This window comes from Asanoa ferruginea (genome assembly GCF_003387075.1).
GTDB classification, from domain to species: domain Bacteria; phylum Actinomycetota; class Actinomycetes; order Mycobacteriales; family Micromonosporaceae; genus Asanoa; species Asanoa ferruginea.
Genome location: NZ_QUMQ01000001.1, coordinates 4,719,574 through 4,731,398, shown reverse-complemented (window position 1 = coordinate 4,731,398; position 11,825 = coordinate 4,719,574). Strand labels below are relative to the sequence as shown.

The window sequence follows — 11,825 nt, the reverse complement described above, 5'->3', positions numbered from 1 at the left end:
ACCGGCACAGCCCGGTTAGATCACCGCAAAGGTGGAAACCCGGGACGCATGACCGACACCGACCGGGTAGCGCTGCTGCTCAACCGATACGGCGAGACCTACGCGCAGCAGGCGGGCATCCGCCTGGCCGACCGACCCCAGCCGCTCTACCAGTTGCTGGTGCTGGTCAAGCTGCTGAGCACCCGGATCTCCGCGGACGTCGCGGTCGCGGCCGCCCGCGAACTGTTCAAGGCCGGGCTCACCACGCCCAAGGCGATGGCCGGCGCCGACGAGCACACCCTCTGGCACGCCCTGGCCGCCGGCCACTACATCCGGTATGGCGGCCCGGCGGTCGCGCAACTCACCGCCGGCGCCCAACTCCTGCTCGATCGCTGGCACGGCGACCTGCGCCGGATGCACGGCGCGGCCTACGGCGACCGGGCCCAACTGCGCGACTCGCTGATGGAGTTCCCGGGCATCGGCCCGACCGGCGCCGACATCTTCCTCCGCGAGGTGCAGGCGATCTGGCCGGACGTGCACCCGTATCTGGACCCGCGCGTCACCGAGGCCGCCAAGGCAGTCGACCTGCCCAGCAACCCGGACCGGCTGGCCGGCCTGGTCACACCGGAGCGGCTCCCGGCGCTGGCCGCCGCCGTCCTGCGCGGCTCACACGACAAGACCCTCTAGGTGCGCCGGCGCCGGACGAAAACCGTGCCGATCGCGATGCCGGCGAGCAGCACCAGGGCGTAGGGCAGCGCCCGCCGGGCGACCGTGTTGAGGCCGGTGACCGCGAACAGGTCGACCGGCTCCACCTCGACCTCGGTGAACGCCTCCCGCTCCGCGGTGAACGCCTGGCGCTCCTCCGACTCCACCTGACCAGGGAACGCCCGCTCCGCCGGCCGCAGGCCGTGGAACGCCTCCGGCCGCGCCCCGCTGGCCCGCCCGTTGGGCGGGCCCCCACCGGACGAGGCCGAGCCCGCCGGCGTGCCGGCCGCGGCCGCACCCGCCGCCGACGCGCCACCGCTGGACGCCGCCGCACCGGCCGAGGTGGCGGTCTGTGCGGCGGGGACGGCAGCCGTGCCGCCGCCGGCCAGCTTGCCCTGGAGGCAGTCGGTGAACTGGCCGAGCAGCCGCCCGCTGACGTCGGCGATCATGCCGCGACCGAACTGGGCGATCCGGCCCGTGACGGCCAGGTCGGTGACCACGTGCACGTCGGTGGAGTCGGGGTCGGCCGCCGGGGTCAGCGTGGCCCGCACGGTCGCCTTCGCCGTGCCGCCGCCGCGGGAGTCACGGCCGGCGGCCTCGACCACCACGCGCCGGTTGGCCTCGTCGCGTTCGACGAAGGTGCCCTTGCCGGCGAACGTCATCGAGACCGGGCCGAGCTTGACCTTGACGGTGCCGTCGAAGCTGTCGCCGTCTTGCCCGGTCAGCGCCGCGCCGGGCATGCAGGGCACGACCGTGTCGAGGTCGAGCAGCACGTTCCAGGCGCGTTCGACAGGTGCCGCGACGGTGAAATTGTGTTCCAGCTCCATTGCAGGATCTCCCAGTCAGCGTCGGTCGAGGTTCTCGTGGATACTTCCGTCCAGAGTGGACAACTTCTGCCCGTCGCCACCCCAGCGGTCGGCGATGATCTCGGCGGTGATGCTCACCGCCGTCTCCTCGGGGGTACGCGCACCGAGCGCCAGCCCGATCGGCGAGTGCAGCTTCTTAAGTTGGGCCTCGGGCACCCCGGCGGCGAGCAGGCCGGCTATCCGGTCATCGTGGGTGCGCCGGGAGCCCATCGCGCCGACGTAGGCGAACTCGCGTTCCAGCGCCACCTGGAGCACCGGCACGTCGAACTTCGGGTCGTGAGTGAGGACGCAGACGACGGTGCGGCCATCGACCCGGCCGGCGGCGATCTCGCCGTTGAGGTAGCGGTGCGGCCAGTCGACGACCACCTCGACGCCGGGGAAGCGGCGGCTGGTCGCGAACACCGGCCGGGCGTCACAGACGGTCACCCGGTAGCCGAGGAAGGCACCCTGGCGGGCCAGCGCCGCGGCGAAGTCGATCGCGCCGAAGACCAGCATCCGCGGCGGCGGTGCGTAGGCCGCGACGAACACGGTGACCTCGTCACCGAGCCGCTCGCCGTCGGTGCCGTAATGCAGTGGTCCGGTGAGCCCGGCGGCCAGCATCCCCCGCACGTCTTCGGTGAGCGCCTCGTCGAAGTGGGCCGAACCGAGCGTCCCGTCGACCCGGTCCGGCCAGACGACCAGGCGCTGGCCGAGCCGCCCCAACGGGTCGCTGATCACCGTGGCCACCGCTACCGGCTGCTCCGCCGCGATGGCCGACGCGACGTCGCCGAGCTGCGGGAACGACGACGGGTCGATCCGCTCGACGAAGATGTCGATGATGCCGCCGCAGGTCAGCCCGACCGAGAACGCGTCGTCGTCGCTGACCCCGTAGCGGATCAGCTGCGGTTGGCCCGTCGAGATCGCCTCGAGGCCGAGCTCGTAGACGGCCGCTTCGACGCAGCCGCCGGAGACGCTGCCGACGGCCGTCTGGTCGGGGCCGACGAGCATGGTGGCGCCGGGTGGCCGCGGTGCGCTCTTCCAGGTGCCGACCACGGTGGCCATCCCCACCGGGCTACCCTCGCGCCACCAGCGCGACAGGTCAGCGAGCACGTCGCGCACGGTCATCGCCCCCAGCTATCACTATGGTCGGTCCGCCGGGCCGCCGCCACCGGGTCGGCGACCCGCGGCCGCGGCCGGTGGCGCGGGCCGGGATCGGCCAGCGCCGCCAACAGGTCGTCGAGCGCGGTCAGTCGATGCGCGCTCACCACCGCGTCGCAATAGGGCCACGCGGCGGCCATGCCCCCCGTCAGCGGTCGGAACGCCGCGCTCTGGGTGCGCGGATTGGCCCAGACCACCCGATGCGCCAACCGTGCCAGGCGCGCCATCTGTTGCCCCAGCACCTCGGGAGGACCGGTGTCCCACCCGTCGCTGAGGATCAGCACGACCGCGCCGCGGGCCATCCCGCGGGCGCCGTGCTCGTCGAGGAAGGTGCGCAGCGCGGCGCCGATCCGGGTGCCGCCGGACCAGTCCGGTGCCGCCCGGCCGGCGCGCTCCAGGGCGACCGTCGGCGGCACCCGCTCGAGCACCTTGGTCAGCCGGGTGAGCCGGGTGGCGAAGGTGAACACCTCGGTCCGCGGCCCGGTGGCGGCGGCGCAGTAGACCAGTTGCAGCAGCGCCCGGGCGTAGGGCGCCATCGAACCGGAGATGTCACAGAGGACGACCAGCCGGCGCGGCTTGACCCGGGGGCGACGCCGGCGCAGCCGCACCGGGTGGCCGCCGGTCCGCCGCGCGGCCCGCAGCGTCGCGCGCAGGTCGAGCGCCGGACCGCGGTGGCCGACCCGGGTGCGCCGGGTGCGACGAGGTGGGCTGGACAGGCGGAGCCGCCGCATGGCGACGGCGAGCTCCGCGAGCTCGTCGGGCGAGAGCTTCGCGAAGTCGCGGCCACCGAGTCGTTCGGCCGAGGTCGCGATGAGGGGATACGGGCTACGCGTTTCGGGCGACGAAGGAGGCGAACCGGACGGCTGGTCGCCGATTCCGGGCTGCCCGCCGTCGGCGCGGCCCGGCCGGGGCGGCACGTTGGCACCGGACGACTCCGGCGAGGTATCCAGGCCGCGGGCCGACGCGTCGTCGACCATGCCGCCGAACACCAGGTCGAACGCCCGGTCGAAGGCGGGCCGGTCGGCCGGGTCGGCGAGCAGCGTGATCGCCGCGCACCAGTAGAGCGCGCGGGTGGTGGCCGGCCGGGTCAGCAGCACCGCCCGGGCGAACCGCTCGCCCCGGTCGGGCCCGACCGCGACGCCGGAGTCGTGCAGCACCGCGCCGAACCGGGCCACCACGGCGGCCAGGTCGGCCGGGGACGGTTCAGTCATCGAAGAGCCCGCTTCCGCGTACCGTCGCCAGGTCTTCGTCGTATTTGACCACGGCGGCGAGCGTCTGGGCGGCTGTGGCGGGCGTCAATGTCGCGATGCCCAGAACCCGCAGCGCCGTCGCCCAGTCGACCGCCTCGGCCACCCCGGGCGGCTTGTAGAGCTCGAGCCCGCGCAACCGCTGCACCGCGGCGGCGACCTGGTCGGCGAGCGGGTCGCCGATGCCGGCCACCCGCCGGCGGACGATCGCCGCGACCCGGTCGGCCGCCGGGTAGGGGATCCAGTGGTAGAGGCAGCGCCGCTTCAACGCGTCGTGCAGGTCGCGGGTGCGGTTGGAGGTGAGCACCACGACCGGCGGCAGCACCGCGCGCCGGGTGCCCAGCTCCGGGATCGTGACCGTGTTCTCCGCGAGCAACTCCAGCAGGAACGCCTCGAACTCGTCGTCGGCCCGGTCGACCTCGTCGAGCAGCAGCACGGCCGGCCGCGGCCCGGTGTGCTCCAGCGCGGCGAGCAACGGGCGGGCGAGCAGGAACTCCGGCGTGAAAAGGTCGGCCGACGCGACCGTCGCGCCGGAGGCCTCGGCGAGCCGGATCGCCAGCAACTGCCGGGGATAGTTCCACTCGTAGAGCGCCTCGGAGACGGTCAGACCCTCGTAGCACTGGAGCCGCACCAGCGGCGTGTCGAGCGCGGCCGCCAGCGCCTTGGCCGCCTCGGTCTTGCCGACGCCGGGTTCCCCTTCGAGCAGGATCGGCGCCGGCATCCGGGTGGCCAGGAACAGGGCGGTGGCGAGCGGCTCGTCCGCGAGATAGCCGGTGCGGTCGAGCGCCGCCGTCAGCCCGCCGACATCGGCGGGCAGGTCGCCGGTCATCCGCCCCACCGCGCGGGGTCGGCGGCGAACGCCGTGCGACAGCCTGCGGCGCAGAAATACCAGGTGCGGCCGGCATTCTCAAACGACAGCGCGCCGGGCTCCACCAGCACCTCCATCCCGCACACCGGGTCAACCGCAAGCAAGGGCCCCTTGTTAACGCTTTCCGCATAGGAAGGGGCCCCTATTACCACCGGCTGCGGCGCGCGCGGCGGGGGCACGGTCTCCGCCATCGCGGCGGTCCGGGCCGCGACCACCTCGGCCAGGATGGAGACGGCGACGTCGCCGGGTGTGCGCGCACCGAGGTCGAGACCCGCCGGCGTCTTGACCCGGCCGGCCGGCACGCCCGCCTCGGCAAGCACCGCGGCACCCCGCTTCGGCGACGCGACCAGCGCCACGTAAGGCACTCCAGCCGAGACCGCCGAGGTCAGCACGCCGATTTCGTCGTGCCCGTGCGAGGCGACCACCACCGCCAGCGCATCGGTCGGCACGGTGGTCGGCCCGGCGGCCAGCCGGACCTCGTAGCCGGCCGCGCCGCCGACCGCCACCAGGGCGCGCGCGATCGGGGTGTCGCCGTAGACCTGCACCAGTGGCGCCGGCATGACCACCTCCAGGAACACGTCGATGGTGCCGCCGGACAGGCAGGTGTTGTCGGCCACCACCAGCCCCGGCGAGTCGGAGACGAAGCCGGGCGGCCGGGTCGCGTCGCCGCCCGGGGTGATCCGCAGCAGCGTCGACTCGCCGGACGCGAGCTGCCGCAGGCTCTGGATCCGCACCGTCGACTCCGCGCACGAGCCCCCGACGAAGCCCTCGATCGTGCCGTCACCGCGGATGATCGCCCGGTCGCCGGGCTTCGCGGAGGTGGGCCGCTCGGCGCGGACCACGACCGCGAGGACGAACGGGCTGCGCGCGGCGCGCAGCTCGTTCGCCCTCTGCTCCGTCGTGGCCGTCACTGGATCGCGAGGTCCGTCCGGATCGGCCGCCCCTGCATGGCACCCCAGACCGCGGCCGGCGTGAGCGGCATGTCGGCATGCCGCACCTTGATCGCGTCGAGCACCGCGTTCACCACCGCGCACGGCGAGCCCACGGTCGCCGACTCACCGACGCCCTTGGCGCCGATCGGGTGGTGCGGCGACGGGGTGTAGGTCGCACCCAGCTCCCACGACGGGCATTCCAGCGAGGTCGGCAACAGATAGTCCATGAAGGACGCTCCTAGGTGGTTGCCCTCCTCGTCGAACGCGATCACCTGCATCAGCGCCATGCCCACGCCGTCGGCGAGCCCGCCGTGCACCTGGCCCTCGACGATCATCGGGTTGATCCGCACGCCGCAGTCGTCGACCGCGATGAACCGCCGCACCTTGACCCCGCCGGTGCCCGGGTCGACGTCGACCACGCAGATGTAGGCGCCGAACGGATAGGTCAGGTTGGGCGGGTTGTAGACCGTCGTCGCGTCGAGGTGTCCCTCGATCCCTTCCGGCAGCTCCAGGCTGGAGTGCGCGGCCATGGCGATCTCCTGGATCGTCTTGGCCTGCTCGGGGTCGCCCTTGACGTGGAAGCGGTCGCCGGCCCACTCGAGGTCGTCGGGCGACACCTCGAGCATGGCCGACGCGATGATCTTCGCCTTGTCGCGGATCTTGCGGGCCACCAGCGCGGTCGCCGCACCGGAGACCGGCGTCGACCGGGAACCGTAGGTGCCCAGGCCGAACGGCGTCTGGTCGGTGTCGCCGTGCACCACCTCGATGTCGGCCGTGGGCAGGCCCAACTCGTTGCCGACGATCTGGGCGAACGTCGTCTCGTGCCCCTGGCCCTGGGTCTTCACCGAGATCCGCAGCACCGCCTTGCCGGTCGGGTGGATCCGCAGCTCGGCGCCGTCGGCCATGCCGAGCCCGAGGATGTCCATGTGCTTGCGCGGGCCCGCACCGACCGCCTCGGTGAAGAACGCGACGCCGATGCCCATCAGCTCGCCCCGCTCACGCTTCTCCGCCTGCTCGCGGCGCAACTCGTCGTAGCCGGCCATGTCCATGGCGAGCTGGAGGGCCTTCGGGTAGTCGCCGGAGTCGTACTCCCAGCCGGTCTGGGTGGTGTAAGGGAACTGCTCCGGTTGCAGCAGGTTCTTCATCCGCAGCTCGGCCGGGTCGGCCTTGAGCTCGTAGGCGAGCACGTCGACCATCCGCTCGACCAGGTAGACCGCCTCGGTGATGCGGAACGAGCAGGCGTAGGCGACCCCGCCCGGCGCCTTGTTGGTGTAGACACCGGTGACCGAGCAGTGCGCGGCCTGCAGGTCGTAGGAGCCGGTGAACACGTGGAAGAAGCCGGCCGGGAACTTGGTCGGCTGGGCGGTCGCGTTGAACGCGCCGTGGTCGGCGATCACCTTGACCCGCAGGCCGAGGATCTTGCCGTCCTTCGTCGCCGCGATCTCGCCGCGCATGTGGTAGTCGCGGGCGAACGCCGTGCTCATCAGGTGCTCGGACCGGTCTTCGACCCACTTGACCGGCTTGCCGGTGACGATCGAGCCGACGATCGACATCACGTAACCCGGGTAGATGCCGACCTTGTTGCCGAAGCCGCCGCCGATGTCCGGCGCGATCACCCGGATCTTGTGTTCGGGCAGGCCCGCGACGAGCGCGTACACCGTGCGGTGTGCGTGTGGGGCCTGGCTCGTGGTGTAGAGCGTCAGCTTGCCGGTGACCGGGTCCATGTCGGCGACCGAACCGCAGGTCTCCAGCGGCGCCGGGTGCACCCGCGGATAGAGGATGTCCTCCGCGACGACCACCTCGGCGTTGGCGAACACCTCGTCGGTCTTGGCCTGGTCGCCGGCCTCCCAGTCGAAGATGTGGTTGTCGGCCTGGTTCTCCTTGTCGTCGCGGATCACCGGCGAGTCCGGGTCGAGCGCCTTCTTCGCGTCGATGACCGCGGGCAGCGGCTCGTAGTCGACCTCGATCAGCTCGACCGCGTCGCGCGCCGCGTAGTGGTCCTCGGCGATCACGAAGGCGACTTCCTGGCCCTGGTAGCGGACCTTGTCGGTGGCCAGCACCGCCTGCACGTCGTAGGACAGCGTGGGCATCCAGGCCAGGCCAAGGCCCTTGAGCGTCTCGCCGGTGATCACCGCGAGCACCTTCGGCATGGCCTCGGCCGCCGAGGTGTCGATCGACAGGATCCTGGCGTGCGCGTAGGGGCTGCGCAGCAGGGCGCCGTGCAGCATCCCGGGCAGGCGCACGTCGTCGACGTAGTTGCCCTTGCCCCGCACCAGCCGGACGTCTTCCTTACGCAGCGTGCGGCCGAAGCCGGTGTGCGGGCGTTCCTCTACCGTCGTCATGCCGTCGCCTCCACGGGCTTCTCCGATTCGGTGACCGGTCCAGACGCCTCTTTCTCGGCAGCCCAGCGGACCGAGCGGACGATATTCTCGTAGCCGGTGCACCGGCAGAGCTGGCCCGAGATCGCCTCGCGGATCTCGTGCTCGGACGGGTCCGGGTTGGCGTCGAGCAGCGCCCGGGCGGTCATCAACATGCCCGGCGTGCAGAACCCGCATTGGAGGCCGTGGCACTCCATGAAGCCCTCCTGCACCGGGTCGAGCTGCCCGCCCTGCTCGAGCCCCTCGACGGTGCGCACCTCGTGACCGTCGGCCATCGCCGCGAACACCGTGCACGACTTGACCGGCTTGCCGTCGAGCCAGACGACGCACGTGCCGCAGTTGGAGGTGTCGCAGCCCCAGTGGGTGCCGCGTAGGCCGGCCTTCTCCCGGATGAAGTGCACGAGCAACAGCCGCGGCTCCACCTCGTGGGTCTCGGCGCTGCCGTTGACAGTTATCGTGACCTGCATGTCTATGCCTCCTGACCGCGCGCGCGGGCGGCCGCCCGGCGCAGTGCCCGGGTGGTGAGCTCCGCGGCGAGGTGCCGCTTGTAGTCGACCGGACCCCGCTGGTCGGCTGTCGGGTTGCAGTTGTCGGCGGCGATCCGGCCGGCCGCGCGGAACGACTCGTCGGTGGCCGGCTGCCCGACCAGGGCCGCCTCGGCCTCGGGTGCGGCGAAGTGCTCGGCGCCAACGGCGGTCAGGCCGATGCCGGCCCCGCTCACCGTGTCGCCGTCGAGCCAGATCGCGGCACCGCCGGCCGCGACCGCGTAGTCGCCGACCCGCCGCTCGACCTTCTCGTAGGCGCTGCCGCCGCCGGGCCGGATCCGCACCCGCAGCTCGATCAGCAGCTCGTCGGGCGCCAGCACCGTCTCATATGGACCGATGTGGAGCTCGCGGACCGGCACCTGGCGGACCCCGCCGGGCCCGCGGAGGACCGCGACGGCGTCGACCGCGGCGAACACCGCGGACAGGTCTTCGGCCGGGTCGGCCTGGCAGAGCGAGCCGCCGACCGTGCCGAAGTTGCGCACCACCGGGTCGGCGATCACCTTCTCGGCGTCATGAAAAATCGGGAAATGCTCGCCTGCGACCGCCGACCGGAGCAGGTCGGCGTGCCGGGTCAGGGCGCCGATCACGAGATCGGTGCCGTCGACCCGGATCTGCCCGAGCTCGGCACCCAGGGCGTTGATGTCGACCAGCGCGTCGGGCCGGGCGAGGCGGAGCTTCATCATCGGGATCAGGCTGTGTCCACCGGCGACGACCCGGGCCTCGGGGCCCAGTTGGCCGAGCAGTTCGATCGCGTGCTCGACACTCGTCGCCCGTTCATAGGTGAACGGGGCAGGGACTTGCATTAGCACCTCCGAGTTAACGCGGGCGGGGTGGAGCGTTGCGGACCGGGCGGACGCGGGTCGCCGGTAGCCTTGGCGGGGTGACCGGACAACGTCTCGCCGAGACCCGCCGTGCCTGGCACGGCGTCGCGGAGATCCTGTTGGCCGGGCCGCAGTTCCGGGCGAGCGGCACCATCCGGCTGCGCGTGGTGCCGGGTGGTTTTGCCACGGTGAAGGCACCAGACCTGCGGGTCGAGGGTGCCGAGCTGGTCGCCGGCGGGCAGCGGCTCGCGCTGCCGGGCAACACGCCGGCCGGGCTCGCGGCGGCCGTCGACGTCGACGCGGGCGTTCCCGACAACTACGCCGACCATTCGGGCGTACGCGAAGACGAGGCGCTGGTCGTCGACGAGGCCAAGGCGGCCTATCTCGCCGACTGGTTCAACGCCGGCGACGCGGCCATGCGCCGGGTGCTGCCCGACCAACTGCCGGTGCTGTGGCCCGAGCACTTCGACGTCTCGGTCACCGAGCACGAGGTCAACTACGGGGTCTCCCCCGGCGACACCTGGCACAACGAGCCCTATGCCTATGTCGGCCCGTGGAAGCCGAGGCAGGGCGAGTTCTGGAACGCGCCGTTCGGCGCGGCCCGCGGGATCAGCGACCTGCCCGACGCGGCGGCGATCGCGGCGTTCTTCGAAGAGGGTCGCGCGAAGCTCTGACGGGCATGCGGCGGCCCACCGTCGGCACGCGCTGCCGCCGGGCCGTCTTGGCGCCGGACCCGCCATTCATCAACTATCCCTCGCCTGTGTTCCCGATCACTGGTTTCGAGGTGAAAACCTTTACTCGTGATGTGTCCGGTCACTCCTGTCCGGAATTCCGGTCATGATCGTGAACGCGGCTTCCAAGATCCACCGCCGTCGAGCCGTCCTCGACGGGTTATGGCAGGGTGGGGGCGTGTCGCTGTCCTCCGCACCCGCGCGTCTGCACCGCGCCGCCCGCGCCGAAGACGCCGTTCGCGCGGTCATCGAGCGGCGGATGCGCCGGCGTGGCTGGCAGGCGACGATCGTGCCCTACACCGGCTACGGGGGGCCCGGCTGGGTTCGGGTGATGGGCCGGGTGCTGCTCAGCCGCCCCGGTGAGAGCGACACGCCACCATCGGGCCCGGAGGGCGCGCCGCCGCCGACCAAGCCCAAGAGCGTGCGCGGCTGGCGCAGCTTCGGCACCGTCGCGGTCAACGACGCCGAGGTCGAGATCATCGCCGGCGACCAGCGACACGTGCTGCGCACCGACCGCGGCGGTTTCGTCGACGCGCGGGTCGAGGCCGACCTGCCGACGGGCTGGCAGACGGTGCGGATCCGCGCCGCCGACGCCGACCCGGCCGAGGCGCCGGTGCTGATCGTCGACCCCTCCGTGACCTTCGGCATCGTCTCCGACATCGACGACACGGTCATGGTCACCGCGCTGCCCCGGCCGCTGCTGGCCGCGTGGAACACGTTCGTGCTCGACGAACACGCCCGGGCCGCGGTGCCCGGGATGGCGGTCCTCTACGAGCGGCTGATCACCGCGCACCCGGGCGCACCCGTGCTCTACCTGTCGACCGGCGCGTGGAACGTCGCGCAGACGCTGACCCGGTTCCTGTCCCGGCACCTCTACCCCGCCGGCCCGCTGCTGCTCACCGACTGGGGCCCGCAGAAGGACCGCTGGTTTCGCAGCGGCCAGGAGCACAAGCGGGCCACCCTGCGCCGCCTCGCTTCCGAGTTCCCCACTGTCAAGTGGCTGCTGATCGGCGACGACGGGCAGCACGACCCGGAGATCTACGCCGACTTCGCGCGCTCCAACCCCGACAACGTCGCCGCGGTCGCGATCCGCCGCCTGTCACCGACCCAGGCCGTGCTGGCCGGCGCGCTGCCGATCCACGACAACAGCCCGCGGGCCCGGGACACCGGGGCACAGAGCTGGCTGTGGGCGCCCGACGGTGCCGGCCTGTCCCGCCTGATGCGCGAGGCGGGGCTGCTCTAGTCGCCGATCCGGGCGTGCACCTTGGCCGCGGTGGCCTCGAGGGTGGCGCGCGCGTCGAGGCCGAGGCTCTCGATCGCGACCAGTGCGGTGATCACCACGTCGGCCAGCTCCGCGGCGACGTCGTCGCGGGTGTGCGTGACGCCCTTGCGCGGATTCTGCCCGCGCATCCCGATCCAGGCGCTGGCCACCTCGCCGGCCTCCTCCGTCACCTTCAGCATCCGGCAGCTCAGTTCGGCGTCGTCGGTGCCGTTGGCGGCGTCGAGCCAGCCCCGCGCCGCGGGCACCAGCTTCCAGATCGTGTCGTCCACGGTGACAGTGTGGCGTACGCCCGATTGCCCACCGGGCAAAGGTTCGCGAACGGCTTTTTGGGCTT

12 protein-coding genes are annotated in these 11,825 nt (G+C 72.4%); 3 read left to right on the top strand and 9 right to left on the bottom strand.

Annotated elements, in window-relative coordinates; translation table 11 throughout:
* Positions 1-48 precede the first annotated feature (48 nt).
* Entirely contained in the window at positions 49-666 is a 618-nt protein-coding gene (locus tag DFJ67_RS22280) for an HhH-GDP family DNA glycosylase (protein WP_116069762.1), read from the top strand.
* Here DFJ67_RS22280 and DFJ67_RS22275 read toward each other — a convergent pair.
* From DFJ67_RS22275 to DFJ67_RS22240, 8 genes are read right to left on the bottom strand one after another with little or no spacing between them, the layout of a single operon-like run.
* Entirely contained in the window at positions 663-1,511 is an 849-nt protein-coding gene (locus DFJ67_RS22275) for an SRPBCC family protein (protein ID WP_116069761.1), read from the bottom strand. The two genes, DFJ67_RS22280 and DFJ67_RS22275, sit on opposite strands and share 4 nt — an antisense overlap.
* A 15-nt stretch (positions 1,512-1,526) precedes the next feature.
* The gene (locus DFJ67_RS22270; protein ID WP_203784364.1) at positions 1,527-2,654 is read right to left on the bottom strand and encodes an XdhC family protein; all 1,128 of its coding nucleotides are present in this window, start codon (positions 2,652-2,654) and stop codon (positions 1,527-1,529) included.
* Complete coding sequence (locus DFJ67_RS22265; protein ID WP_116069760.1) at positions 2,651-3,898, bottom strand: vWA domain-containing protein; 1,248 nt, start codon at positions 3,896-3,898, stop codon at positions 2,651-2,653. The genes DFJ67_RS22270 and DFJ67_RS22265 overlap by 4 nt, the downstream gene beginning before the upstream one ends.
* Entirely contained in the window at positions 3,891-4,763 is an 873-nt protein-coding gene (locus tag DFJ67_RS22260; protein ID WP_116069759.1) for an AAA family ATPase, read from the bottom strand. The genes DFJ67_RS22265 and DFJ67_RS22260 overlap by 8 nt, the downstream gene beginning before the upstream one ends.
* Positions 4,760-5,713 (bottom strand): XdhC family protein, encoded by a 954-nt coding sequence (locus DFJ67_RS22255; RefSeq protein ID WP_116069758.1) that lies wholly within the window; start codon positions 5,711-5,713, stop codon positions 4,760-4,762. Before DFJ67_RS22255 ends, DFJ67_RS22260 begins: the two co-directional genes overlap by 4 nt.
* Positions 5,710-8,076: an aerobic carbon-monoxide dehydrogenase large subunit gene (locus DFJ67_RS22250; protein ID WP_116069757.1), complete on the bottom strand. Its 2,367-nt coding sequence runs from the start codon at positions 8,074-8,076 to the stop codon at positions 5,710-5,712. Before DFJ67_RS22250 ends, DFJ67_RS22255 begins: the two co-directional genes overlap by 4 nt.
* The gene (locus DFJ67_RS22245) at positions 8,073-8,579 is read right to left on the bottom strand and encodes a (2Fe-2S)-binding protein (protein ID WP_116069756.1); all 507 of its coding nucleotides are present in this window, start codon (positions 8,577-8,579) and stop codon (positions 8,073-8,075) included. The genes DFJ67_RS22250 and DFJ67_RS22245 overlap by 4 nt, the downstream gene beginning before the upstream one ends.
* 2 nt (positions 8,580-8,581) lie before the next feature.
* Positions 8,582-9,460: an FAD binding domain-containing protein gene (locus DFJ67_RS22240; RefSeq protein ID WP_116069755.1), complete on the bottom strand. Its 879-nt coding sequence runs from the start codon at positions 9,458-9,460 to the stop codon at positions 8,582-8,584.
* A gap of 77 nt (positions 9,461-9,537) precedes the next feature.
* Between DFJ67_RS22240 and DFJ67_RS22235 the strand changes: the two genes are divergently transcribed.
* Both DFJ67_RS22235 and DFJ67_RS22230 read left to right on the top strand, forming a co-directional pair.
* Positions 9,538-10,152 carry a hypothetical protein gene (locus DFJ67_RS22235; RefSeq protein ID WP_116069754.1) on the top strand — a complete coding sequence of 205 codons (615 nt, stop codon included), beginning with the start codon at positions 9,538-9,540 and terminating at the stop codon, positions 10,150-10,152.
* 163 nt (positions 10,153-10,315) lie between these two features.
* Entirely contained in the window at positions 10,316-11,452 is a 1,137-nt protein-coding gene (locus DFJ67_RS22230; protein WP_116069753.1) for an App1 family protein phosphatidate phosphatase, read from the top strand.
* Here DFJ67_RS22230 and DFJ67_RS22225 read toward each other — a convergent pair.
* Positions 11,449-11,760: a MazG-like family protein gene (locus DFJ67_RS22225; protein WP_116069752.1), complete on the bottom strand. Its 312-nt coding sequence runs from the start codon at positions 11,758-11,760 to the stop codon at positions 11,449-11,451. The two genes, DFJ67_RS22230 and DFJ67_RS22225, sit on opposite strands and share 4 nt — an antisense overlap.
* Between the last annotated feature and the right edge of the window lie 65 nt (positions 11,761-11,825).